This is a genomic window from Pararoseomonas sp. SCSIO 73927 (assembly GCF_037040815.1).
GTDB lineage: Bacteria > Pseudomonadota > Alphaproteobacteria > Acetobacterales > Acetobacteraceae > Roseomonas.
The window spans coordinates 2,575,415-2,599,577 of the sequence record NZ_CP146232.1; the positions used below are offsets into that span (position 1 = coordinate 2,575,415).

Below are 24,163 nucleotides of genomic sequence, written 5' to 3' on the forward strand. Positions count from 1 at the left end.
CGGACCATCCAATCTCCCGTCCTGAGATGCCAGTTTGGAGGGGCTATCCTGCAGCCTCGATGCAAGGAATCCCATGGGTCTGCTGCCAGGGCACATGCATGATGCTGGACCTGATCCGGGCAGTCCAGGCCTGGAACCCAGCCACGACGTTGTCCATGCTACCGGGGCTGGTCTCTTCGAACGTCGGAGATCGCTTGTGACAGCCCGTCGCTTCGAGCCCTGTGACACCTGGCGATGTCGAAGCAGGCCTTTGACCACAAACAACGACAGAATCCCCTTGCAACTATTATGCGTGAACGCGCATATAGTGGGGGAGAGAAGCCGATGCCCCAAGCGAACCCCGATCCCAGACAGAAGAAGGCCCTTCACTGGGTCGGCAGCTCCAAGAAGGACCTGATGTCCTTCCCGGTTGAGGTCATGAGGGACATCGGTGCAGCGTTGGGGGCAGCCCAGTTCGGAGAGAAGGCGGAGGGCGTGAAGCCGTGGAAGGGCGAGGCACCTGGGGTGATGGAGATCGTCGAGGCTTTCGACGGTGACGCCTACAGGACCGTCTATGCGGCCTTCTTCGAGAAGGCGGTCTACGTGATCCATGCCTTTCAGAAGAAGTCGCCTGACGGGGGGTCTCAGACCGACCAGAGGGACGTCGATGCGATCTGCATCGGGATGCGAAGTGCCCGGGAAGACTATAAGAAGCGTTACGCAAAGGAGAAGGCAGATGGTTGACGATCCACGCGATACGCTACCCCCGATCGAGGAGGGGAGCGGCAATGTCTTCGCTGACCTCGGGCTTCCCGGGGCTGCCGAAGCCGACGAGAAGGTACGGCTCGCCACGATGGTGAACCGGGAGATCCGTCGTCTCGGGCTGCGTCAGGCCGAGGCAGGTGCGCGTCTCGGCTCCAACCAGGCCGAGATGTCGCGCCTGGCCAACTACAAGCTGTCCGGCTTCTCCGAACGTCGGCTGATCGGCTTCCTCAACGCCCTTGGCCTTGATGTGGAGATCACTGTCCGACGTGTGCAGGGCCGCCCTGCCACGACGACCGTCCGTGAGCTGACCGAGGCCTGAACAGTTCGGTCACGGGTGGGCCCAGGCCTTGGTCGAACAGACGGCCAAGTCACCCGGAGGCGCTATCTGGTTCGCTTGCCCGGGCAGAGGCAGTCGCTGAATGCCCCTGCCCGGGATCCATTGCCTCTAGGAACCCCGCGACCGCATCTCATCCAATACACCCGTCACGGCTCGGGCAATGGTAGAGGCATCTGCAGCCGGATCCCCTAGGACATCGAAGGCATCCCTGGGATACCAGGGCCAGCGGCCCAGGTCCGCACCCATGCGGGACCAGATCGCCCTGCTGGCATATCCCGTGCCGCCGACGGGGATGGGTACCCGGCCAAGAGCAAGGCACGCATCGAATTCGGCCATCACGCCGCTTGCGTCGACGACGCCTGCATCCCCGGTCCTGGCGCCCCCGACGAAGACGACGGCACCCGCCGACCTCACGAGGCCCATCCGGTAGTCAGGCCAGAGATCGCGGGGATCGAAGCTCCCCGTTGGCTGCGGGAAGGGACGGAGGAGAAGCCGCCGCTCCGGGGCAAGGGCATCGGCCCCGAGCGCCTGCAGGAAGCCCGACAACGCCGACGAACCAACGGTCAGCCCGAAGCCAGAGACCAGCCTTCGTCCGCTCTCCGCCAGCGCCGATCCGACCGAGGACGCCACGGTCTCGATCCGGGTCCGGTCGGGACCGGCCGTCTCGACGGGATAGCTGCCCGACACGAGGACGGCGTCGGCCACCACACGCCGCTCGACACGTTCGAGGAGGGTCGGGACATCCGACCACTCGGCTACGTCGACGCGGCGGACCCGGTACCGCTGCTCCCAGTCATGGCACCATAACTCGTAGCGGGCACGCGCCTCGTCCGCGCTTTCACCTTCTTCCGGGCTGGGCTGGCGTCCGATGCTGAAATGCTGGGCTGCCTGGCTCGGGAACAGGCGGCGAAGCATGCTGAAGAGAAAGGCAAGGTTCGGATCGTTGTGGCCGAAGCCGAGGAACAGCATCCGCCGTCCCATCAGGTCGGCCGCGAGCGCCGTGGAGAAGGCTTCCCTCTCCCTCAGGTAGAGGTCGTAGTCGTCCTTTGCGATGACTAGGCTGTCCGGGTCGGATGCGCACCCGTGCATCTTGTACAGGACGGCATCGGCATTCGCCTTGGGATGGGCGAGATCGCTTTGTCTCTTCTTGGCATCCAGGATCAGGCCCCGCTCCCGCCAGGCGGCCTCGAGAAGCCGGTCGTAGTTCGTGGTCCAGAGGGTACGCAGGGGAAGGCGTGCCAGGACCCGTATCGCGGCAGGCGTCCTTCTGCCTTCCGGGAACTGGTCGGCGATCCAGCGCTTGATCTCGCTGCGCTTGCTCTCCCCCAGGTTCAGGTAGTGCTGCGCGACCACGGTCAGATCGTCGTGCGCCCGTAGCGTGATGCCAAGCTCCGTAGCGCGTTCTTTCATCAGCTCCGGCCAGGAAGGGTAGTTGGCTTCGAGGCTCGCGCCGGAGCCTATGAAGGCCGCAGCCGTCCCGCCGCGCAGGGCATCCCCCCATTCCCTGACGAACTGGTCCTGGCGCGCCTGCATGTACGGTCCCCTTTTGTTCTAGACCCTGCTACGATCCTTCCGAATCGGCAAGACCCTGGAGGCGCTCGATCGGCATGGCGCGGAAGACCTTCTTCAGTTTCCACTACCAGCCCGACGTCAGCCGCGCGTTCGTCGTCCGGAATTCCTGGGTGACGGCCCGGGACAGGGAGGCGGCAGGCTTCTTCGATGCTTCGGTATTCGAATCCAAGAAGCGCGAGAGCGACGAGGTGTTGAGACGCTTTCTTCGCGAGGGGCTGGAAGGCTCCAGCGTGGTCTGTGCCCTGACAGGGTACGAGACGGCCAGTCGCCGATGGGTCCGCTACGAGATGCTCCAGGGACTTCGCCAGGGGCGTGGCCTCATGGAGATCGCGATCCATTCGATCCGGTGCATGAGGACGGGAACCGCCTGCGCGCAAGGAGTGTCTGTTCTTGCGAACCTGGGCTTCATCGTGACGCCGACGATGGTGGGTTTCTGCGAGAGGGTCGGCGGGAGCTGGCAGCTGAATCCCGATGTACCGAGTCTGCCGAGGAACGAGTTCAAGCTCGCCATCCCGGGCGACGCTGCAACCCGGGTCGTGACGCTGGACCGGATCTTCCTGCGCTACGACTGGGGTATCCAGAACGGACACGTGAACATGGGGGCGTGGATCGAGAGCGCTGCCCGTCAGGTCGGAAGGTAGAGATGGCATTCATCACGCTTCAGGAGGCCCGGACGAAGGGCATCCAGGCCCGCTCGCGTATGACCAGACGTGCGGACACCGTTCTGAGCGAGGAGAGCGCCCTCGCAAAGAGCCATCCTTCCACGCAGAAATGGGACATCTTCCTGTCCCACAGCATGACGGATGCCGACGTGGTGCTCGGGGTCAAGCGCATCCTCGAGGAAGAGGGCGGGGTCAAGGTGTTCGTCGACTGGGTCGAGCATCCTCAGCTGGACCGCAGCAAGGTGAAGCCGGAGGTCGCCGACATGCTGCGACAGTCGATGAAGGCCTCGAGCAGTCTGGTCTTTGCAACTTCGGAGACCTCTCCTTCCTCGAAGTGGATGCCCTGGGAACTTGGCTACTTCGACGGTCTCAAGGGCGGGGAGAAGGTGGCGATTCTGCCGCTCGTCGAGAGTACCCATGGGTCATTCGTGGGTCAGGAGTACCTCCAGCTCTACCGGAAGGTGGAGCGGGTCGAGAACCTCGTCGAGGGATCTGGGCCGAGCTCCCGCTACGTCGGCCGCGCACTAGCTGTCGAAGGCAGTGTTCGGGGCGTCGCTCCCAGGGCGTCGCTCAAGTCTTTTGTGCGCTGATCGGCCTGGATACCGTAGCAGTCTCGGAATGCCATGTGGGTACGCGTCCACGATCGGCGCATGCCCAGCAGGCAGTCTTGCGGTCGACAAGGCTGGATGATCCTATCACCACCTCGACACGATTCTTCTGGAAGATCCATGCCTCCTACACATCATGGCTGGGTACTGCTTGTCGGCCTGGTTCTCTATCTTGTCGCGGCGATGGTCGATTGGTTGTCTGCTCCGGCCAGCGGCGCTGTCAGATATATCTACCTGGGGGCATTCCTGTGCTCTGTCTACGTCGTTGCGTTCCTTCCGAAGGACCGGTCTGATTCCGCCTCGGATGCTCTTCTAGCCCGCCTCATTCCGGGCCTGGTTGCGGTTGTCAGCCTTGTCGCCTTCATGCGCTTCTAGGGCGGTCATCACGACGACGAACAGGATCGCGATGAACGCCACGATGGATGCAGCGACCTTCGAAGCCTCATGCATTCCATTCCATTCCAGGTACAGGAAGATACCTGGCAGGACGCTGAGGTTCGCTACGGCGACGAGCCGGTGTCCCGCGCGATTCCGAATATCCATCTGAAGCCTCCCCGTTCCCTCGAATGGTGCCATGCCTCCGCTGCCGGACGGTACGATCTTGATCGATAACCATCGGATCATTCTGCACAGTCAGCAGCAAACCCTTGGCCCGCGGGCTTCCTGGCGGGCGTTCGTCAGCAGGTTCTCCAGCAGGCCGAGACGGCCTCCGCTCGCGACGAGCAGGCGCGCCGCCTTGTCCAGCTCGGACAGCCCGGACGGGAGCGGCATACCGAGCGCCTCGTCGAAGGACTGGAGCACGAACTGGAAGGTATCCAAGCTCTGCGGATCACCCGAAGAGTAGGGCTTCAGCGGATCCACAGGGACCAGGCGGCCACCCAGGAAGCCGTTCTCCCGGAGGATGGACGAGAAGCAGTCGTAGCCGATCAGGATCACCGGGCAGCGGGTGCCGTCCATCAGGACGGTCAGCCAGTGCGAGCCGTTGTCCCGGACGCGCTTGGTGCCGAAACTCGTGAGGTGGTGACCTCGTCGTAGACCACGACGTCGTAGGCACCTGTTATGACTGCTGCGGCTTTCAGGCTTTCTGGTGTCGCGCCCGCGCCCGAGTTGGGGGCGGATGACGCCCAGGCGCCGTCCATGCGCCGTCCGCCCCCGGGCAGCCACGTTGCCGGGATGCCGCTCTCGTGGCGAAGCGAGCGCAGTACCGGGACCAGGAAACGGCCCAGGTCGAGCAGCGCCATATCGGGCGCCGGTATGGGGATGGACCACTGCGCTCCGGCCCTGAGATCTTCCCACCGGAGCCGGTCGGTCGGGGTCACCCGCCGAGGGTCGAACGCGCTCTCCCAGTAGCCGTCATCCCGCTCCAGCATCCGGGCGGCGTCCCGGCCAGCGAAGACCCCCGCCATGGCATCGGCCAGGGCCTGACCGTCGAACCGGACCCGCTTCGAGAGCAGCCACAGGTCCTGGACGTCCTGCAGCCGGGTATGGTCGGCGCCATACGTCACCAGGAGCGCGGTCTTCTCGGCCACGAGTTCCTCCGCCGTGCAGCATGCCGCCCAGGTCGCCGTCCGGCGCCCTGGAATCGGGGGGAGGGGGCGGAACTCGATGTCCAGCCCGGGATACCTGGCCGCGGTGACGTCGATCCGTAGCCTCAGCCTGCGGTGCCCCAGCCATGCCGAGATGGAAAGCCGGTGCAGAGGAGAGCGTCTCTCCCCCTTCGTCCGGATCCCGGGAGCGGACCAGTCCAGGCACAGTCCTTCCGTGTGCCGCCCCAGGACGTCTGCGAGGTCGGCCACGATGGCGTCCACCGGTCCGCGCCCGAGATCCAGGAGATCGATGCCTCTCGTGCGGCGCGAGAGGCCACCGGTCCAGGCAGCGACCGCCCAGGCTCCGTGCAAGGGGTACCTGGTGGCAGCACGCGACGCGCCCAGCGCGGCGATCGCGATCTCCTCTGCGGTCCGGCCGATGTCATCGCCGGTGGACCCGGCAGTCCTGCCCAGGGGCGCATGTCCGCGCTGTGCGGTGCCCCTCCTCATGATGCGGCATCCATGCCGTCGAGAAGGGTCTCCAGGACTAGCCGGGCCGGGTGGGGCATCCGCGTGGCATCGGCCATGCTCCGCACCGTGGCCCTGCGCCCACCGGCGGCGGAGTAGGCGCGCAGGCAGCGGGCCGCGACGGCCGGGCCGCCGAGACGTCGCCTGTAGCGCACCAGATCCACGAGCGTGCGCTCCCTGGTCGTGCACATGATGACGACGTCCTGGAAGACGGTGCGCTCGACACCTACCTCGAACGCGGGGTGGTTGCTCCACCGGAGGACGTGCAGTTCGGCCGGATCCCGCTGCGGGACGTGGACCCGGAGCGGGACGCCGAGCCACAGGGGATCAGACAGGCCCGGCAGCAGGTCGTGCAGGTGGGCGGCCGTGGTCATGCAGACCACGCCACCACGGACCCTGGGATAGACGTCCCTCAGCAGCCTGGCGGTCGCGCCGCTGTCCTCCAATAGCCGGAGCGGGAGGCCTGTCCCTGACGATGTGCCGAGACCTATCCGGACCTGCCCGAAGAGTTCCAGCTGGCGAGGGCGGAGGAACAGCGGGTCCCTCCAGACCTCGACCCTGTCGCACCACCCCATCGGACCATCCCTTCTCTTGCGATGTCGGAACGTGGCCCTTCGCATGTACGGAGGTTGAGTCTAAAAATTAGAGGTTTTTTCTGACCTTCCGGAGGAGCGCTGCCGGACGCGCCTGGACGACTGCCGCAGACCTGGCCCCAGGGGCCGAGAGCCCTCTGGCCGATAGTCCGGGAAGCAGACGCTGCGCTGGCTTGGAGCCGACAGCAGCCATGGCGCTGCGGGGGGAGGGCAGGGGGAGCAGGCGTCGCCTGCCTAGGCGTAGATGCCCTGCCACTCCTGTACGGCCGACGTCAGCCGCCGCATCGTCGATGCAGGCGTCGCCAGCCGCTCGGCGACTTTAAGCAGGGCGGCAGGGTCGCCACCCTGCCGGACGTAGCGGGCGCCCGCATGCAGCCCGGCATCGTCCTCGCCGAGGTAGCGGGCGTATCTCAGGAGGTCGACGACCGTGCGGGGGGCATCGGTGCGCCGGAGGGTAACGCCGCAGAGCTCGTCCGTGACCACTCCCTCCCCGAAGGCACCGGCATGGCTCCATCGCAGGATCCGCTCCGGCAGGCCGCCATGCTTGGGAGCGTGCGCGCCCACGGGCAGGGCGAGCCAGGTCAGGACGGGGGGAGCGTCGACCAGACCACAGAGATAGGCGGCGGACAGCATGCAGACCGTCGCCCTGGACGACCTGGCGCAGGCAACCGCGATGGCAAGCCGGGCCGATGGTCTGCCAGCCATGGGCAGATGGTAGGCACCCGGCGCCGCTCTGACGACGATGCCCGCGCGGACTGCGTCGGCGAGCGCCTGCGCCCTGACGCCTGCGGCAAGCAGGTACGCCGACCGCCGCACGCAGCCGTCGGACAGCAGCTGCTCCAGCAGGGCGCGCTGTCCGACGGCGGCGGATGGTCCGATGTCGGGCATGATCTCCTGTCGACCACTGATCCACTCATAGGATGGTTCGGGGCAGGCGCGATCGCAACAACCCCCGCGAACTGCTGTCAGCCCTGCATTCCAGCCCGATCCTTGTCCAGCGATGCCGGGATCCTGCTGCGGTGTAGACTCCTTCCCTGGTCCAAGGATCCGCGACCAGTCCATCGAATCCTTGACCCCCGATCCGTGCCCCAGGCTGCCTACGCCGGTACAGCCGGATGACTGGAATCACCCACGGACCTCGAACCAGGACAGGACGGTCGCCAGCCCCTGGGACACCTGGACGAGACGGCCGCCGGGAAGGAGCAGGAGGGTGCCTCCGTCATCCTCGCAGAGAGCCGCGACCGCCAGGGGAGAGATGGCGTGGAGGAGGCCTGCCACGTCCCGGACCAGGACGTAGCGGCCGACCCTGCCGCCCTCCTCGAGTGACTCGCTCCGCAGTCTCCCTTGCAGGGCGTTCACGACGGAGTTCCCGCGGCAGCATCGGGGCGGGGCCTGCCCTGGAGCAGGGCCTCGACCTCCTCTCCCGAGATCCGCCCGTCGCGCACCAGGAGTTCCGCGATCCGCTCGACGATGCCCTGGTGCTGGCGGATCAGCTCCAGGGCCTCGTCGTAGGCCTGACGGAGGATGGCGGACGCCCGGCATCGGATGTCCGGCATGAGCAGGATCTGGTCGAGCCTCTCCGGATCGTCGGCGGCGCCGAGGAAGACGAGGCGGTCGGAGTGCCCGTCCAGTCCGGAGGACGCCATGACGGCACTGGCCAGGCGCGTCGCCCTCGCCAGGTCGGAGCCGCGCGATCCACCGGCGCCACCGCTCGGCTCGCCGAGGATCACCTCCTCGGCCGCGCGGCCGGAGAGGATGGCCCTCAGCTGGTCCATGCTCTGCCGGTGCGTCGCGTGCGGCGCTTCGCGCAGGATCTCCGAGGTGTCCACGGCCGTCATGGACCGGCCGCCGACCGCGGTGTCGACGACGACCTCCTTGAGCACGCCCGGCGCCATGACGGCGAACGCCAGGGCATGACCGGCCTCGTGCATCGCCATCCGCAGGAGCGCAGCGGGGGAATGCACCGGAGGCGCGGGGCCGATCTCCGCCTCGAGGTCGGCCAGGATCATCGGACGCCCCTGCGCCCGCGCACGCCGTCTGGCTCCGCGGCACCAGGCCTCCACATCGGCACCGACCGCCTGACGCACGACCGCTGTGGCCGCGAGCGGCTTCAGGTCCTCGTCCTTCAGGGCATCGCCCAAATGGATGCGGAGGATGGCCTCCACGCCCGAGGCATCAGGCCGCGAGAGGCGGATGACGCGCTCGAGCCTGCCCGGGCGCAGGATCGCCGGATCCAGACCGGTGGCATCGTTGCAGGTGCCGATGACCACGACGCCCTGCCTGTCGACGGCACCATCGAGCTGCTCCAGGAGCGCGTTGATGACCTCGACCACGTAGTCCCTGTGGCGGTGCGTGATGGCCGAGCGTGTGGGGAAGGAATCGATCTCGTCGACGAGCATGATGCAGGGTGCCAGCTTCCGGGCATGGGCGAACGTCGCCTGCATGGCGCTGAGGAGGTTACCTAGATGTCCCTCCTTGTGGCCCTGCCACTGCGCGAGGGACGACGCCACGAGAGGAAGGCCAGCCGATCCCGCCAAGGCCCTCGCGAAGGTGCTCTTGCCCGTTCCAGGCGGCCCTTCCAGGACGACGCCGCGGTCCAGTTCCGACCACGGCAGCTCGCCCCGGGCGTAGGCCTTCAGATCCACCACGGCCCGGCGTCCCCACTCACCGGCCTCCCCCAGGCCAGGGAGGTTTTCCAGGGTCGGCATGGATCGAACATTATCCGCCGCCGCCAGGGTGGTACGGCGGGTTACCAGTTCTGCGAGGCGGCCGATGTAGGCCGCAGCGTCCTGATCGGCCCTCCAAGCCGCGTTGAGGTGGAACGGCAGCAACTCCGGGGCAGCTTCCGCCAGCAGGGGCGGGATACCGATCCTGCCCAGTGGCGGCCACGGTCCCGATGGTTGGATGGCATCGGCGCACTGTGCGATGTGCTGTCCATCCATTGGCGGGATAACCAGTCTCTGTTCCTCGACGAGCAGGATGTCGGGATCGAGGATGGCAGGATGGTGCGTGACGACATGGATGGGCCGCCCATCGTCCAGGGACTCACGGACGATCTCGATGCTCGCTGAGCGGGGTGGCGGGCGCTCGAAGATGGAGAAATGGCTCGGGCCGTTCGGATGGCCGCGTGCCCAGGAGGGCATCTTGGCAGCGGGTGTGCGAACCGACGATCCCGCCGTGCCGATGGGATCGGTGGGCGGGTACATCCTGTCATAGATCACGCCCACGACGGACAGCCAGGCGCGGCCGATGGACATGCCCCATTCCTTGTCCGGGGCGTGGATGATGCTCACGACGCCTGGCACCATGGCCCGATCCAGAAAGCCCGGCGCGTCGAGGAGAGCGGCCCGGAGCATGACCAGCGCGCACAGGGTAGCTGGCCCCTTTCTGCGGGCGGACTCGACCGGATCGTCGTCGGGTGTGACAGGGCCCCATGGATCCGGGGCAGCAGCACCCGCGCTGCTCGGTGCGGTCGCCGTCATCTGCTTCCTGCGGCGGCGTGGGGGCTGCTCCGACGTGGTGGACCACCCATCCGACGTGTCCCCAGCCAGGGTCGCGATGGCTTCGTCCATGCTGGCAGGGAGGGCAGGCGTTGCATTCTCATCGGTGTCGCGATCAGCGGTCATGATCATCACCCGCATGCGGGGCACCTAGGACGTAATATCGGGACAGCGTGCGCGCCCAGCGGCGTTTTGAATCGATGATCCACACATCGGTTGTGTGCACGGGACCATCAGGTAACCTCGGATGGCCGATCGATGTGCCCACCAGCGATGTCAGCGTCCGGCATCCGAATTGCCAACCATCGACGATGGGGGCCGCCTCCAGGACCGCTTCCGTGGGAGCCAAACCAGCGGCGATGATCCGCATGTCACGCGCGAGCCGTTCCAGTCGTCTCGACTCGAACAGCAAGTTCAGGCGCGAGAGATCGCATCCTGGTAGTGCTTCGATCATCTGGTTCGTCCTAACCTCAGTGGCGGCTGGATCGAACAGATAGAGAACGTCGAGCGCCGCAGTCGAACCTGAATTTCGACTGTTTTTATATACCCGGTCGCCGCCCCGCAGGACGGACTACGCCGTGGTGCCGGGTCTCCTAGACTTCTTCATGGATGCCGGTCGGGCAGGCGACGTACCCGTCTTCCTGCTTCCGCCATTAAAACCACCCCTGGCCTCGCCGTCGGTGTCGTGCAGGTCGTGGGAAGCCAGTGCTCGCAGGAGGGTTGCTGCCAGACCCAGCTTCGCCGACCCCATGGCGGCGAGCGACGCCGCGATGGACCGGGATGTCGTGTCTTGTGCAGGCACTTCTCCATCAATGCCGAGGAGGTCGTTTGGGGTGATCTGGAGCACGCTGCAGATCCTGAGAAGGGTCGCAAGGTCGGGTTCCCGACGTCCGGCGACGTAGTTCTGGTAGCGTCCCTGCGACATGCCGAGACGCCTCGCCACCTCGGCATCCGCCAGGTCCAGTTCCCTGGCCCGCGCCCGCAGACGCTCGCTCCACCCCACGTCGGACATGCCGGGAAGGTCCCAGCCGTGAAGGATTCGGGCTAACTACTTATCGTTGTGGGTAGATCGCCCGTAGGCCCGGGTCTGGTGGATGTCGAAGTACCCGCTCTGGGACGCCTTTCTGAGGAAGGCACACGGGGCACAGCACCCCCTTGCCACAACGTTACGTTGTATGTACCCCTGTTTGGGTCATCGGAGACGAGCGGCCTGTGTCCCATCGCAGACATCCTCCTTGCCGGAACTCGGCGAGAACTCGTCCGGGTCGAACCACTGCCCTGGTCTCTGCCGATCACCGTGTCTGCAGCCCGTCTCCGCCCTAGGCGGCGCACCACCACGCCCTGATTCGGGGCTTCCAGCTCTCCAAGCCGACCTTCCGAGGACCGCGATGCGATATCTCGCCGCCCTGCCGCTTGCCCTGTGCCTTGCCGCGGTCATCCCGATCGCTGCCCCTCCGAATGCCCTGGCGCAGCAGGGGCCTGCCGCCACCGGCGTCCCCGCCGGACCCGGTGGCGCCGATCCCATGATCTTCCGCGCGCCGCCGATCGATCCGACGACGTTCATCCTGTCCTACAACAAGATGACCGGGACGATGCCCGACTTCCGTCCAGTAGCCGAGCAGAGCACGGCGGTGCGCAATGCGTCGGCCTTCGACAAGGCAGATGTCCTCACCCGAGAGATCGCCCGTCTCGAGGGACTGTTCGCGTCCTTCGATCCGCACAGGACGTACTCGCTCAGGCTGGTCACCAATATCCGGCAGTACGATGCCGCCCGTCAGGGATACCCGACTGGCCTCGATCCCGAGGCCTTCATTCCAATGCAGGATCCGGTGAACCACCGGCCGTTCGGCCTGCAGTTCCGGAACCTCGACGACATCTCGTTCCTGCCCATGGGCGACACCGGCACCGCGCGGAACTTCGCCCAGCGCCACCGCCTGTCGACGCAGTACGACATCGCGGGCGAGGCCCTGCTCGAGCTGGCCTACCGCCTCGTCGAGGCACCGCCCGCGATCGGTGCGGACCGGACCATCGTCCGGGCCGACATCCTGGCCGCCCGCCTGATCACGCGGAACGGTCAGCCCATCTGGGAGTTTGGCCCGACCGCAGCCGCTCGTTCGGTGCCGCAGCCCTCCCAGGCTCCGGGCACGGTCCCGGTCCTGAAGGCAGCCGATGTCCAGGGCCTCCGGATCGGGATGCCCCGTGCCGAGGCCGCAGGGATCACTTCCCGGGACTACCCCCAAAGGGACCCCACGGAGAGGCTCGGTGGCAGTGGTCGCTGGTTCCGGGGCACGCAGATGCAGGGTGTCCGAGTGCCCATGTGCGGTCTGGATGCCGGACTGACGGGGAACGGAACCTACAGCGCGGCGATGGCCGTCCTGACCGGGGAGGGGAACGGCCGCGCCGTGGTGGCGGACGAATCCGAGGCGTGTCTGGGCTTCGACATCGGCACGCCTATGAAGCCCGCCGACAGCGTCACGCGAGTGACGTCCGGCCAGCGCCTGGCCGGGCATACGCCGGACGCGGTCCGGCAGGCCCTGATCGGAAAATACGGGACGCCCACCTACACACGCGAGGGCGGCAAGGTCCTGCAGTGGATCGGGCGGGACCCGACCCGGCCGGGGAGCGATCCGGTCGCGATCGTCGCGCAGATCGAGCCGCGCCAGGGCGGGGGCGTCGTGCTCGCCGTGGAGGCCGCCGTCTACGTCGATCCACGCCCCCGCCAGGCCCCGACACCCACCACCCCGACCGCACCCCGCCTATGATCGGGAGACCGTCGATGATCCGCTGGACGGCCCTGGCAGCGCTTCCGCTCGTCGCGGGATGTGCCATACCCGGGCAGCCGATGCCCCGGCCCTACCCGGTGGCACGGCCGCCTGAGGCGGTGGCGCCCGCGCCGGTGCAAGGGCAGCGGACCGGCCCCACCACGACGTCCGGCCGCACGGAGCGGTACTCCGGGCAGTTCGATGGCGGCCGTATCACGCTCGCGATCTCGCCCGCCGCCGAGGGCCGCGTCCAGGTCGTGGCGTCCAGTCCGCGTCAGCCCCCGTGCACCATCGAATGGAGGTCGGCCGGGACGTGGTCGGGCGACGTCCTGATCTTGCCGAACGGCATCACGCTGACGCGGGTCGGCCCAACGCTCGAGATGTCCGAGGGCGAGGGCGGCAGTCCGAGCTGCACGCTCCAGGGCACCCTCCGGCGCATCTAAAATTCACCATGGCGTCCATGCAACCTGCTGACCCTGCCCACCGCCGCAAAGAGGCGGGGCGGTCCGAATGCGCCGCGCTTTCCCACATGAACGGGGGCGGGCAGTCAGGCTACACGCTGTACGGAACACCGCGCCAGGTCTGGCGGTCAGGACCGGATCAGCATGTGCACCGTGGAGGAGACTACCGGAGAGGGCCGGGGTTCATGGGCGTATGTTCGCGACATCCGCGATGACGGAGGATGGCTGACAACGAAACCTGGCGATCTCGTTGTCTCTCTTGCTGTTCGTGAAAGCGTCGATCGAGTTGTAGACCCGGACCTCCGCGTTGCTCACGCTCCCGGGCCTGCTCGAATGCTCGGTGACAAAGAAGGCGTAGACGTATTCTCCGCGAGGATAGCCGATACCGCTGGTTATCTCGGATGGACGGGTCGTATCGACCTCCTTGGTAGAGAAGATGTAGCCGTCCGCCTCGAAATGCAGCTCCGCAGGTCCGATCCCCGTCACGAAGGTGTAGTAGACCTCCTGTCGGCGCGGATGTCGTTGCGGCTCGGCGATGCGGCAGAATTCCACGCGGGCGTTCCGCTCGGGGATGTTGCAGGCGAACTGCGTCTGCCAGGGCGGGATGCAGTTCGCCATGGCCAGTGAGGGCAACATCGTCATGGCCAGGGCGGCAGGCATCTTCATGTGGATCTCTCGAAAGGCCTCCCACGGTATAGGTCCTCGCAGGCGTGTCGAGACGGAAAGCCCTGGCGACAGACCTCGCCTGGCTAGCGCCGAAGCCTGAAGCGAGGACAAAATGTCCTGGGATGCGCCCGACGGACGAGCATGACGGATCCGGGGGAGCGATATGATGTTCCCCATGCACCGCCCGCGGACGGGCCTAGCCCGCCTCCTCGCCGTCCTGCTGCTCCTGCATTGGGCCGGAGCCGTGCTGCCGCATGCCAGGGGCATGGCGCAGCTGGCCTCGGCACAGGCCGTCGAACTCTGCACCCACGAGGGCACGCGCCTGGTCCTCCTCGACGAGGACGGCGAGCCACTCAAGCCGGTGCAGGCGGACGACTGCTGCACCCTGTGCCAGGGACCGCTGGCGACCACGTCATCGGTAACACCCGGTCTGGCTCGGCCCGTCGGCTACATCCTGGTCACCGCCCTGTTCGGCACGGAGGGATTTCCGACCTCCCCGCCGCGCGCGCCGTGTCTCCGGGTTACGCCCGAACTGCGTGGCGCGAAGGCCACGCCCCTCGCGGGGTGGGCGCTGACCTCCCGCATGGAGGGCGGAGTGACCGTGCAGGGCGAGCACGGCACGGCGCATGTCCCGCGCGAGGTGTCCTGGCAGAGCGGCAGTCTGCAGGATAACCAATGCCAGACGTTCGTGACCCTCGTCCGCACTCCGGCCGAGCCGGGTGCCCATGTCATCGAGGATGACTACGGCGGCGAGTACCGCTTCGACATCGCCCCGGTATCTCGGCAGAGCTCTGGCTCGTCTGCGCTACCACCCTCCTCTATTTTGTCCTGAACTCGTGGGCGGCCGCCTTCAAGTGGCTGTTCAAGCTGCCGGGCCTGTCGTTCGAGGGCTGGGATCCGTACGCTGTGCCGCTCGTGGCCGTACCTATCGCTCTGGTCGGGATCGTCCTGCAATGCGTGATCGGGATGATCCACGCCCGGGCTTCCGGCGATAGGGCAATCAGGCGTCGTCTGCCCAAGCCGTTCGCCCTGAACGATCAAGACAGTGTCCTGCTTCACATCGTCCAGCTGACCGCGTTCCTGCTGATCCCCGTCGTCGGGACCATCGTGCTCTTCGTGAAGTTCCTTGCCGGAAGCTACTGCCGTCAGGCCAGTGATCCGTCCGTCTCCGGATGCGGGACCGGTGGCCACCAAGGGGTCGGCATCGACCTCTTCAGGACTTTAGAAGCCCGTAGCGCTCCTGCAGGGCGGCAAGGCACGTGTCCTTGGGGAGCATGATCCATCAGGAGCCAGCCCGGACCTCCTCTGGTGAGGTGGTCGGGACAGGCACGCAAGGGACCGGCGAAGTCCAGGTTCAGGAGAGCTGTCCAAACCAGCTCTCGACAGAGGCGGACGATCCCACCTAATCTGGTTTTCAGAAGAATGTGGCGGCGCGCGCACTCTGAGTGCCTGCCCACATCTGAGGTCCGGAGGAAGCCGTGCACAGGCGAGAGTTTCTGAATTCCACCGTGCTGTCCGGAGTAGTGGCTGGGCTATCCATGCCATCGGTCCGGGCCCAGGAACCCTGGCCCAACCGGCCGATCCGCATGATCGTGCCCTTCGCCCCGGGTGCCGCGACCGATTCCATGGCGCGTCTCGGAGCCCAGAAGCTCGGCGAGAAGCTCGGTGTGTCGGTCGTGGTCGAGAACCGAACGGGCGGGAATGGCATTCCTGGCACCCAGGCGGTGCTCCAGGCACCGGCCGACGGCTACACCATCATGGGCACAGCCTCCACCCACGCGCTCATGCGGCAGGTGCTGCGGAACGTGCCCTTCGACCCGCAGGCCGATTTCATCCCGCTGGCCCGGACCGCGCGCGGCCCGATGGTCCTGGTCACGAACCCAGGGCGCCGCGAGAAGACAGTCGCCGAGATCCTGGCCGCAGCACGCGCGAGGCCTGCGGCGTGGAGCTTCGCGACCTCCTCGTTCGGCTCGGCGGGGCACCTGGCGACCATCGACCTCTGCCGCAGGGCAGGAACGGACATCCAGATCGTGCCCTATCGCGGCACCGCCCCGGCGCTGACCGACATCTCCGCGGGCAATGTCCAGCTGCTGTTCGATTCGGCGTTCGCCCTGCTGCCCCAGAGCCGCGCGAACCAGGTCCAGGGCGTCGCGATCGCCACGGCCGAACGGAGCCAGCTCGCTCCGGAGCTGCCCACGGTCGCAGAGGGAGGCCATCCCGGGTTCGAGTTCTACTCATGGTACGCGGTGATGGCGCCCAAGGGCACGCCGCCCGAGATCGCGGCCCGGATGAACGCCGCGCTGAACGAGGCGATGGGCGACGAGGCGACGCGACAGCGGCTGAACAGCACCGGGCTCGAACCCCTGCGGGAGTCGATCGACGAGATCCGGCAGGCTGTCGCGGCCGAGGTCACGCGTGGTGCCGAGCTGCTGCGGGTGGCCAACTACCAGCCCGAATAGGGTGGATCGCTGGACAGCCTCCCACGCCAAGTCTTATGATAACCTCCCAAATCCAGCTGTGCTTCGGGCCGGGCTGGGAGCAGCCAGGCTGGCGTCGGGTCCATCCGTCACCCGCCCGACACCGCTTGGCAAACAGAGGAGCAACAAGCCATGAGAGTCCTGCAGCGGGACGAGATCCCGCAGGAGCCTCTGCCCGGCCGGGTCCTGCAACGGGCGATCGGCAAGAACTCCGCCTCGGCCAGCGGCAAGATGACCGTGTCCTTCTGCCGCTACTCCCGGGAAAGCGGCCCGATGGAGCCGCACCACCACGCGGAGGAGACCGTCTACATCATCGACGCCAGGGACGGCTGGATCCGCAAGGGCCCGAGCAAGGACGACCTCAACGAGAAGGTACCGGTCCAGAAGGGCACCATCCTGCACTTCGACGAGCTGGAGTGGCACGTCTTCGAGTACGGCGAGGGCGGCTTCATCGATGCCGCCTGCATCTACGGCCAGGTGGACAACATCCGGCCGGAGGACATCCAGGCCGAGAAGAGCGCGGCAGCCTGAAGGAACCGGGGCGGCGCCCGGCCGCCCCGGAACCTGCTACCCGAAGGTCTCGAGCAGGTCGTCGACCTGGGAGGGCGTCAGCTGGCGGGCCTGCTGGCCGCGTAGCATGAGCGCCAGACGCGCCGCCTCCTCCAGTTCCTCGGCAGCGTAGACCGCATCGTCCAGCGACTTGCCGCTGACCACCGGCCCATGGTTGGCCAGCAGGGCCGCGCGGCTGCCCCGCGCCGCCTCGGCGATGGCGGGCTCCATCGCGGCATCCCCGGGCCGGTAGTAGGGCACGACCGGCAGGCTGCGGCCGATCCGCATGACGAAGTAGGGCGTGAGCGGCGGGATGGGCGCCGCGTCGCCCGGCTCCGCGAGGCATGCGATGGCCGTCGCATGGGTGGAGTGGAGGTGGACCACCGCCCCGGCCTCGGGCCGCGCTTCCAGGAAGGCGCGGTGCATGAAAACCTCCTTGGACGGCTTGTCGCCGGAGACATGGCGGTAGTCCCGGTCCAGCTTGCTGATCCGGTCCGGCTCCAGCCTGCCCAGGCAGGAGTTGGTAGGCGTCATCAGGAACCCGCCGGGCAGGCGCACCGAGATGTTCCCGGCCGAGCCGACGGAGTAGCCGCGCCCGAAGAGCAGGCGGCCATGGGCGCAGATGGCCTCGCGCAGCGCGTTCTCGTTCATGCTTCGAATGCCTTCAGGAAGAAGTCGCGGGTGCCGAAGTTGCCGGACTTCAGCGCCAGCCTCAGCCCCACCTCCTCGGCGTAGGTCCAGGGAACGCCGGGATCGATCTCGGCACCGATGCGGAGCTGCTGCACCCCGAGCCGGGAGACCACTGACCCGGAGGTCTCGCCGCCCGCCACCACCAGGCGTCTCACACCGCGCTCGACCAGGGCCGCGGCAACCTCGGACAGCACGGTCTCGACCAGCGCACCGGCCGCATCGCGCCCGATCCGTGCCTGGAGGGCGGTCACGCGCTCAGGGGTGGACGAGGCGGCGATCAGGATCGGCGCGTTGCCGAGCTTGTCCCTAGCCCAGGCCAGCGCCTGGGCTGTCAGAGCAGACGCGTCCGGGGTTTCCAGCGGATCCAGTTCCAGCGTCGGCATCCGGTCGCGCGCGAAACCGATCTGGCCGAGGGTCGCGCGCGAACAGGAACCGGCCAGCACTGCGGCATGGCCACCCACCTCGGGCAGGGCCGCGGCATCCGAACGCTCGGGCAGAAGTCCTGCCGCCCGGAAGTTGGCAGGTAGGCCGAGCGCGACGCCGGAGCCTCCCGTGATCAAGGGGTGAGCGGCCGCAGCCTCGCCGATGTTCATCAGATGTCTGTCGACGATGGCATCCACGATCGCGTAGCGCCGCCCGCTCTCCTTCAGTCCGGTCATGGCGCGCCGGATCGCGGCAGGTCCCTCGTCCACCACGGCGAACGGCACCAGCCCGACCGTGCCATCGGTCTGCTCTTCCAGGACTCGCAGCAGGTTCGGGACGCGCATCGGCGTCAGTGGATGGTTCTCCATCCCGCTCTCGCTCAGCAGCGCTGAACCGACGAAGAGGTGACCTTGGAAGACCGTGCGGCCATTCGTGGGAAAGGCCGGGCAGGCGAGCGCGAAGCCGGTGTCCAGGCGCCGCACCAGCGCGTCCGCCACGGGGCCGATGTTGCCCTCCGGCGTCGAGTCGAAGGTCGAGCAGTACTTGAAGAAGATCTGGCGGCACCCGGCGGCCAGCAGCGCCTCGCAGGCGGCCAGGCTGTCGGCGACAGCCTCCGCGACAGGCGCCGTCCGGGACTTCAGGGCGACGATGACGGCGTCGGCTTCCGGAAGGGTGCCCTGGGGAACGCCGATCACCTGCACGGCCGTCATGCCGCCCTTCACGAGGGTGTTGGCGAGGTCCGTCGCGCCGGTGAAGTCGTCGGCGATGCATCCCAGCAATGGCACAGAAGCGCTCCTTGACCACCGGGTGGTAGGGCAGGGAGGTGACCGCCCTCCCGTCCAGCTCCAAGTCTTCTGATAAGCACAGGAGTGTGGGGAGCGAAAGGCTCCGTGGCAGGGCTATTTCGTGGCGCAGCGGCCCAGGCAGGCATCCATGTGCGCCTCCGCCGCTTCGCGGGCCGCATCGGGGTCGCCCTCACGGATGGCCTTGAGGATCGCCGCATGCTCGGCCAGGACCTGCTCCGCCTCCCACTTGCTGCCCTCCGGGCGCGACAGCAGGACGCTGTCCCGGATGTGGTGCCCAAGGAATGCAAAGAACTTTACGAAGAGCTCGTTGTTGGTGGCCAGGGCGATCCCGCGGTGGAACTGGAGGTCCTCCTCGACCCCGTTGCCTCCTGCCGAGATGGCTGCCTCCATCGCCTGGTGGGCCCGCCGCAGTTCGGCCACCTGGCCACGCGTGCCACGCACCGCAGCAAGCCCCGCTGCCGAAATTTCCGCGCCCATCCGCAGCTCGAAGATCTTGCGCGCGGAATCCGGTCCCGCGCTCAGGAGAGGCTGGATCCTGAAGGGCTGGTTGGCGTTCGGCGCTGCCACGAAGGCACCCGCGCCCTGGCGCGTCTCGATCAGGCCCTCGGCCCGCAGGCTCGAGATGGCCTCCCGGATCACGGCGAGGCTGACCCCATACTGCTCGGCGAGCTGCTGGCCCGTGGGCAGCCTGGTGCCGGGGGCGAGCCGTCCCTCGGTGATGCTGCGCGTCAGGGCGCCGACCACATGATCGGTGAGGCTGGGCCTCGCGATGGTTTCAGCCATTCAGATTACGGCTCCCCCAACGTCGGAAATCTGCCGAGAGCCTAGCACAGGTGCCGTAAGGACGTCCCGCCCGGCCCCGGATTGTCATCGAGAGAAGTCTTATGATAACCATATCCGGAGCGGGAGGTGATGTTCATGCGAGGAACTCGGCTGCGTCGGATGCTGCGCGCGTCGGAACGCGCCCTGAATGGCTGGTCGGCGATCCCGAGCCCGTTCCTCGCCGAGGCCATGGCCCACCAGGGCTTCGACGCCATCACCCTGGACATGCAGCACGGGCTGATCTCCTACGACAGCGCCCTCGGAATGCTGCAGGCCATCTCCACCACCGACGTCACCCCGCTGGTGCGGACCGCGTCGCTGGATCCTGCCGCCATCATGAAGGTGCTCGATGCCGGTGCGATGGGGATCATCTGCCCGCTGATCGACAACGCCGCGCAGGCCGCGGCCCTCGTCTCGGCCTGCCGCTACCCGCCGGTCGGGGGGCGCTCATTCGGTCCTACCCGCGCCCAGCTCTACGCCGGGTCGGGGTACATGGCCGAGGCCAACGACACCGTCCTGGTCTTCGCCATGATCGAGACGGCGGATGGGCTGCGGAACCTGGACGAGATCCTCGCGGTCCCCGGCCTGGACGGCGTCTACATCGGCCCGTCCGACCTCAGCTTCACCCACGGGCACGACCCGGTGACCGGTCCCGAGCACCCGGAGATGCTGACACGGATCGATGCGATCCGCGACGCCGCGCACCGGCACGGGAAGTATGCCGCGATGCACAGCTCCGCCATCGATTACTGCGTGCAGATGTGGGGGCGCGGCTTCGACATAGTCACTGCGCCGAACGACAACCGCCTGTTCGGCTTCGGGGCCGGGCTGCTGATGCAGGCCATGGGCCGCAAGCAGCGCGCCCCGCAGCCCGCAGCCGGTTACTAGCCGTGCCTGACATCGCGCCGCAGCCCGGCGTCGTCGAGGCGCTCGGCCAGATCGTCGGCGCGCGCTACGTCATCGGTCCGGGCCATGACCAGGAACCCTACACCACGGACTGGCGCGGCCGCTACCACGGGCGGGCCGAGGCCGTGGTGAAGCCTGCCGACGCCGAGGAGGTCGCGGCCGTGGTCCGCTTCTGTGCGGAGAACGGCATTGCCGTGGTCCCGCAGGGCGGCAACACCGGCATGTGCGGCGCGGCCACGCCGTCGCCCTCCGGGCGATCCGTTGTGCTGCGCCTGGACCGGCTCAACCGCATCCGCTGGACGAGCCGCCTGGGCGACGCCATAGCGGTCGATGCGGGCTGCATCCTGGCCGACGTCCAGAGGGCGGCCGAGGCGGTCGACCGCCTCTTTCCCCTCAGCCTGGGAGCGGAGGGGAGCTGCCAGGTGGGCGGCAACCTGTCCACCAACGCCGGGGGCACCGCCGTGCTCCGCTACGGCACCATGCGGGAGCTCTGCCTGGGCCTGGAGGTCGTCCTTCCCGACGGGCGCCTCCTCGACCTCATGACGGCGCTGCGCAAGGACAGCACGGGCTACGACGTCAAGGGGATGTTCGTCGGCGCCGAGGGCACCCTCGGCATCATCACCGGCGCCGTTCTCAAGCTCTTCCCGCGCCCGCGCGCCTCGGCGGTCGCCATGGCCATGGCGGAGGAGCCGGAGCAGGTGCTGGACCTGCTCGCCCTCGCGCGGACCCGGCTCGGCGACCGCCTCTCCTCCTTCGAGGTGATGTCGAGGCGCCAGGTCGAGGTGATCGCGCAGCACATGCCGGACGTCGTCATCCCCTTCGGGCTGGAGAGCGGCTGGTACGCGCTGGTGGAGATCTCCGACACCCTCGCCGGGGACGCCCTGCCGCCGATGCTGGAAGCCGTGCTCGGCGAGGCGCTGGAGGCTGGTCTCGTCGGAGATGCCATCGTGGCCAGCAGCGAGGCGCAGGCGGCGGGCCTCTGGCGCATCCGGCACAGCGTGTCGGAGAGCAGCAAGGCCCATGGCTACGTGGTCTCCCACGACAGCGTCGTGCCGCTGGAGAAGCAGGCCGAGTTCATCCGGGCCGTGGAGGCAGCGATCATCGCCGCCGAGCCCTCCGCCACCGTGGTGATGCATGGCCATGTCGGGGACGGGAACATCCATGTCCTCGGCATCCTCGACCCAGCGCGTTTCGCCTCGGCGGAGGCTCTGCGGGCGAGAGCGGCGGAGATCAGCCTGGCCGTGGACGGTGTGCTTGCTCCGCTTGGCGGTGCCATCAGCGCCGAACATGGCATCGGTGTCTCCAACCGCGAGAGGCTTCGCCGCGTCGCGAACCCGATCGAGCTGGAGCTGATGCGGCACTTCAAGGCCGTCCTGGACCCACAAGGGCTGATGAACCCCGGGAAGGTCCTGCCGGACGCCCTGCCAGCCTGAACATGTGCCCGGGCTTAACGGGCCGTATCAAAGGGAAGGAAGACAAGAAGATGATGTTCTCTCGCCGTGGCCTCGCGGCCGCTGCCCTGGGGCTTGCCGCCACCCCGGCCTTCGCCCAGGCATCCTATCCGAACGGTCCCGTCCGCATCGTTATCCCGTTCTCGCCGGGCGGATCGGCCGACGTCTTCGGTCGCCTGATCGCCGAGCACCTGGGCAAGACCTTCGGCAAGCCCTTCGTCTGCGAGAACGTGGGCGGCGCTGGCAGCACGCTCGGCATCGGCCAGGCGGCCCGCGCCAACCCGGACGGCCAGACCATCGGCTTCGGCTCCATCTCCGGCCTGTCCATCATCCCCGCCTTCGGGAACATCCAGATCACCTACAAGGTCGAGGACCTGGTGCTGCTCGGCCAGGTCACGGCCATCCCCAACGTGCTGGCGGTGAACCCGAACACGATCAGGGCCCGCAGCGTGCCGGACCTCATCACCTACCTGAAGGCCAACCCGGGCAAGGTGACCTACGGCACGCCCGGCGTCGGCACGAGCCAGCACCTCGCGGCCGAGCTCTTCCAGGCGATGACCGGCACCTCCATGGTGCACGTCCCCTATCGCGGCTCGGGCCAGATGGTGGTGGACCTGCTGAGCGGCGCCGTGGACCTGTCCTTCGACAACATCCCGCTGCTCATCCCCTATGTCGCGGACAAGAAGCTCGTCCTGCTCGGCAGCGCCACGAAGGAGCGCCCGGCGTTCGACAGGAACCTGCCCGCCATCGCCGAGTTCCTGCCGGGTTTCGAGGCGGTCGCCTGGCACGGCTTCTTCCTGCCCAAGGGCACCCCGCCGGAGATCGCGAACCGCCTTTCGGCCACCATCATCGACTTCATGAAGCAGCCGAGCACCATCGCCCGCTTCGAGGAGCTAGGCGCGACGGCCGTGAGCACCAGCCCGGCCGAGTTCACCGAGTTCGTTCGCCACGAGACCGCCCGCTGGGGCAGGCTCATCGAGGAGCGGAAGATCCAGCCGAACTGATCGTCACGGACGGGGGATCAGGGATCAAGACCCCCGCCCACCGTGCCAGGCGTCACCAGAACTGCCCAGGAGCCTTCATGCCCCGCTTCGCCGCCAACCTGACCATGATGTTCAACGAGTGGGACTTCCTGGACCGCTTCGACGCGGCGGCGGAGGCGGGCTTCACCGCGGTCGAGTTCCTGTTTCCTTATGATCACTCTCCGGAGGACGTAGCCGAGCGCCTCCGCCGGAACCGGCTCGAGCTTGCCCTGTTCAACCTGCCGCCCGGCGACTGGGCGGCGGGCGACAGGGGCCTGGCCGCGCTTCCGGAACGCGGCCGAGAGTTCGAGGCCTCCCTCGACACGGCGCTGCCCTACATCCAGGCGACGGGAGTCCGCCGCGTTCATCTCATGGCCGGGCTGGCAGACCCGGCGACTGCGGCGAACGTCGAGGCGTATCGGGCCGCTGTCAGGCACGCCGCTGCCTTCCTTGCTCCGCACGGGGTCGACCTGGTCATCGAGCCGATCAACGGCCGCGACATGCCCGGCTATTTCCTGAACGACGTGGATGCCGCGGCCCGCCTGATCGGGGATCTCGCACTGTCGAACCTGCGCCTGCAGTTCGACATGTACCATTGCCAGATCATCCACGGCGACGTGACCACCCGCCTGCGCGCGCTGCTGCCGCTCATTGGACATGTCCAGGTCGCCTCAGTTCCCTCCCGCCATGAGCCGGACGGGGAGGAACTCAACTACCCGTTCCTCTTCGCGGAGCTGGACCAGCTGCGCTATGGCGGCTTCGTCGGCTGCGAGTACCGCCCAGCTGGCAGGACCCTGGACGGCCTTGGCTGGTTTCCGGGCAGGTGAGGCGAAGGGCGGCGGCGCGCCATGTCTCTCAGGAAAGCCCCCCGCTACACGACTTCTTGGGTCATGCGCCGAGGCTATCGAGCTATCGGTGCACGCGAGCCGCACGCCTGTGGAGCTGGCGTTCTTTGTGGATGGAGCGCCGCGCCAACACTGATTGGCTCGTATCCAGGCCTACCCTTGAACCAATGCCAGTCCTGGCACGCGAGCGATGCTCTGGCAGGAGGCCGACAC

28 protein-coding genes are annotated in these 24,163 nt (G+C 67.5%); 14 read left to right on the plus strand and 14 right to left on the minus strand.

The genetic code is table 11. The features are described 5' to 3' along the window. The first annotated feature begins 234 nt into the window (after nt 1–234). Together VQH23_RS12135 and VQH23_RS12140 are read left to right on the plus strand one after the other, a co-directional pair. Nucleotides 235–723: a type II toxin-antitoxin system RelE/ParE family toxin gene (locus VQH23_RS12135; RefSeq protein WP_338665904.1), complete on the plus strand. Its 489-nt coding sequence runs from the start codon at nt 235–237 to the stop codon at nt 721–723. Further along, a complete protein-coding gene (locus VQH23_RS12140; protein ID WP_338665905.1) occupies nt 716–1,063 on the plus strand; it encodes a helix-turn-helix transcriptional regulator in 348 nt (115 codons plus the stop codon). The genes VQH23_RS12135 and VQH23_RS12140 overlap by 8 nt, the downstream gene beginning before the upstream one ends. A gap of 126 nt (nt 1,064–1,189) precedes the next feature. Here the strand turns inward: VQH23_RS12140 and VQH23_RS12145 are convergent, their stop codons facing one another. Continuing rightward, nucleotides 1,190–2,614, minus strand: coding sequence for an SIR2 family protein (locus VQH23_RS12145; RefSeq protein ID WP_338665906.1), 1,425 nt, complete (start codon nt 2,612–2,614; stop codon nt 1,190–1,192). A gap of 74 nt (nt 2,615–2,688) precedes the next feature. Between VQH23_RS12145 and VQH23_RS12150 the strand changes: the two genes are divergently transcribed. Together VQH23_RS12150 and VQH23_RS12155 are read left to right on the plus strand one after the other, a co-directional pair. Further along, nucleotides 2,689–3,294 carry a TIR domain-containing protein gene (locus tag VQH23_RS12150; RefSeq protein ID WP_338665907.1) on the plus strand — a complete coding sequence of 202 codons (606 nt, stop codon included), beginning with the start codon at nt 2,689–2,691 and terminating at the stop codon, nt 3,292–3,294. Between the two features lie 2 nt (nt 3,295–3,296). Further along, nucleotides 3,297–3,905, plus strand: coding sequence for a TIR domain-containing protein (locus VQH23_RS12155; protein ID WP_338665908.1), 609 nt, complete (start codon nt 3,297–3,299; stop codon nt 3,903–3,905). A gap of 330 nt (nt 3,906–4,235) precedes the next feature. On the opposite strand, the gene VQH23_RS12160 is transcribed toward VQH23_RS12155, so the two are convergent. The 9 genes from VQH23_RS12160 to VQH23_RS12200 all read right to left on the minus strand — a co-directional run bounded on the left by VQH23_RS12160 (nt 4,236) and on the right by VQH23_RS12200 (nt 11,082). Beyond that, nucleotides 4,236–4,466, minus strand: coding sequence for a hypothetical protein (locus VQH23_RS12160; RefSeq protein WP_338665909.1), 231 nt, complete (start codon nt 4,464–4,466; stop codon nt 4,236–4,238). Nucleotides 4,467–4,556: 90 nt separating this feature from the next. Then, nucleotides 4,557–4,880: a hypothetical protein gene (locus VQH23_RS12165; protein WP_338665910.1), complete on the minus strand. Its 324-nt coding sequence runs from the start codon at nt 4,878–4,880 to the stop codon at nt 4,557–4,559. Between the two features lie 8 nt (nt 4,881–4,888). Next, nucleotides 4,889–5,959, minus strand: coding sequence for a nucleotidyl transferase AbiEii/AbiGii toxin family protein (locus tag VQH23_RS12170; RefSeq protein ID WP_338665911.1), 1,071 nt, complete (start codon nt 5,957–5,959; stop codon nt 4,889–4,891). After that, nucleotides 5,956–6,351, minus strand: a complete 396-nt coding sequence (locus tag VQH23_RS12175; protein ID WP_338665912.1) for a hypothetical protein — start codon at nt 6,349–6,351, stop codon at nt 5,956–5,958. The genes VQH23_RS12170 and VQH23_RS12175 overlap by 4 nt, the downstream gene beginning before the upstream one ends. A gap of 453 nt (nt 6,352–6,804) precedes the next feature. Then, nucleotides 6,805–7,458, minus strand: a complete 654-nt coding sequence (locus VQH23_RS12180) for a hypothetical protein (RefSeq protein ID WP_338665913.1) — start codon at nt 7,456–7,458, stop codon at nt 6,805–6,807. A gap of 237 nt (nt 7,459–7,695) precedes the next feature. Next, a complete protein-coding gene (locus VQH23_RS12185) occupies nt 7,696–7,929 on the minus strand; it encodes a hypothetical protein (RefSeq protein ID WP_338665914.1) in 234 nt (77 codons plus the stop codon). Then, complete coding sequence (locus VQH23_RS12190) at nt 7,926–10,211, minus strand: AAA family ATPase (protein ID WP_338665915.1); 2,286 nt, start codon at nt 10,209–10,211, stop codon at nt 7,926–7,928. The genes VQH23_RS12185 and VQH23_RS12190 overlap by 4 nt, the downstream gene beginning before the upstream one ends. Beyond that, nucleotides 10,186–10,524: a DUF6634 family protein gene (locus tag VQH23_RS12195; protein ID WP_338665916.1), complete on the minus strand. Its 339-nt coding sequence runs from the start codon at nt 10,522–10,524 to the stop codon at nt 10,186–10,188. Before VQH23_RS12195 ends, VQH23_RS12190 begins: the two co-directional genes overlap by 26 nt. A 117-nt stretch (nt 10,525–10,641) precedes the next feature. Beyond that, complete coding sequence (locus VQH23_RS12200) at nt 10,642–11,082, minus strand: helix-turn-helix transcriptional regulator (protein ID WP_338665917.1); 441 nt, start codon at nt 11,080–11,082, stop codon at nt 10,642–10,644. A 376-nt stretch (nt 11,083–11,458) separates the two neighbouring features. On the opposite strand from VQH23_RS12200, the gene VQH23_RS12205 reads away from it, so the two are divergent. Beyond that, on the plus strand, nt 11,459–12,832 hold the full coding sequence (locus tag VQH23_RS12205) for a hypothetical protein (protein WP_338665918.1): 1,374 nt from the start codon (nt 11,459–11,461) through the stop codon (nt 12,830–12,832). A gap of 14 nt (nt 12,833–12,846) precedes the next feature. Then, a complete protein-coding gene (locus VQH23_RS12210) occupies nt 12,847–13,275 on the plus strand; it encodes a hypothetical protein (protein ID WP_338665919.1) in 429 nt (142 codons plus the stop codon). Nucleotides 13,276–13,476: 201 nt separating this feature from the next. Here VQH23_RS12210 and VQH23_RS12215 read toward each other — a convergent pair whose 3' ends face one another. After that, the gene (locus VQH23_RS12215; protein WP_338665920.1) at nt 13,477–13,959 is read right to left on the minus strand and encodes a hypothetical protein; all 483 of its coding nucleotides are present in this window, start codon (nt 13,957–13,959) and stop codon (nt 13,477–13,479) included. Nucleotides 13,960–14,224: 265 nt separating this feature from the next. Here VQH23_RS12215 and VQH23_RS12220 point away from each other — a divergent pair, with 265 nt between their 5' ends. From VQH23_RS12220 to VQH23_RS12235, 4 genes are all read left to right on the plus strand, one after another. Further along, the gene (locus VQH23_RS12220) at nt 14,225–14,791 is read left to right on the plus strand and encodes a hypothetical protein (RefSeq protein ID WP_338665921.1); all 567 of its coding nucleotides are present in this window, start codon (nt 14,225–14,227) and stop codon (nt 14,789–14,791) included. Nucleotides 14,792–14,865: 74 nt separating this feature from the next. Further along, nucleotides 14,866–15,237 carry a hypothetical protein gene (locus VQH23_RS12225; RefSeq protein WP_338665922.1) on the plus strand — a complete coding sequence of 124 codons (372 nt, stop codon included), beginning with the start codon at nt 14,866–14,868 and terminating at the stop codon, nt 15,235–15,237. Nucleotides 15,238–15,545: 308 nt separating this feature from the next. Further along, nucleotides 15,546–16,418, plus strand: a complete 873-nt coding sequence (locus tag VQH23_RS12230) for a tripartite tricarboxylate transporter substrate-binding protein (protein WP_338665923.1) — start codon at nt 15,546–15,548, stop codon at nt 16,416–16,418. A gap of 150 nt (nt 16,419–16,568) precedes the next feature. Then, a complete protein-coding gene (locus tag VQH23_RS12235; RefSeq protein ID WP_338665924.1) occupies nt 16,569–16,967 on the plus strand; it encodes a hypothetical protein in 399 nt (132 codons plus the stop codon). Nucleotides 16,968–17,003: 36 nt separating this feature from the next. On the opposite strand, the gene VQH23_RS12240 is transcribed toward VQH23_RS12235, so the two are convergent. The 3 genes from VQH23_RS12240 to VQH23_RS12250 form a co-directional block, all read right to left on the minus strand. Continuing rightward, nucleotides 17,004–17,636, minus strand: a complete 633-nt coding sequence (locus tag VQH23_RS12240; RefSeq protein ID WP_338665925.1) for an aldolase — start codon at nt 17,634–17,636, stop codon at nt 17,004–17,006. Next, nucleotides 17,633–18,883 (minus strand): 3-oxo-tetronate kinase, encoded by a 1,251-nt coding sequence (gene otnK, locus VQH23_RS12245; protein WP_338665926.1) that lies wholly within the window; start codon nt 18,881–18,883, stop codon nt 17,633–17,635. The genes VQH23_RS12240 and otnK overlap by 4 nt, the downstream gene beginning before the upstream one ends. 114 nt (nt 18,884–18,997) lie before the next feature. Beyond that, a complete protein-coding gene (locus VQH23_RS12250) occupies nt 18,998–19,687 on the minus strand; it encodes a FadR/GntR family transcriptional regulator (protein ID WP_338665927.1) in 690 nt (229 codons plus the stop codon). A 135-nt stretch (nt 19,688–19,822) separates the two neighbouring features. Between VQH23_RS12250 and VQH23_RS12255 the strand changes: the two genes are divergently transcribed. The 4 genes from VQH23_RS12255 to otnI all read left to right on the plus strand — a co-directional run bounded on the left by VQH23_RS12255 (nt 19,823) and on the right by otnI (nt 23,932). After that, nucleotides 19,823–20,614 (plus strand): aldolase/citrate lyase family protein, encoded by a 792-nt coding sequence (locus tag VQH23_RS12255; RefSeq protein WP_338665928.1) that lies wholly within the window; start codon nt 19,823–19,825, stop codon nt 20,612–20,614. Nucleotides 20,615–20,616: 2 nt separating this feature from the next. Continuing rightward, entirely contained in the window at nt 20,617–22,065 is a 1,449-nt protein-coding gene (locus VQH23_RS12260) for an FAD-binding oxidoreductase (protein ID WP_338665929.1), read from the plus strand. 50 nt (nt 22,066–22,115) lie between these two features. Then, the gene (locus tag VQH23_RS12265) at nt 22,116–23,087 is read left to right on the plus strand and encodes a tripartite tricarboxylate transporter substrate-binding protein (protein ID WP_338665930.1); all 972 of its coding nucleotides are present in this window, start codon (nt 22,116–22,118) and stop codon (nt 23,085–23,087) included. 77 nt (nt 23,088–23,164) lie between these two features. Beyond that, nucleotides 23,165–23,932, plus strand: a complete 768-nt coding sequence (gene otnI, locus VQH23_RS12270) for a 2-oxo-tetronate isomerase (protein ID WP_338665931.1) — start codon at nt 23,165–23,167, stop codon at nt 23,930–23,932. Nucleotides 23,933–24,163 lie beyond the last annotated feature (231 nt).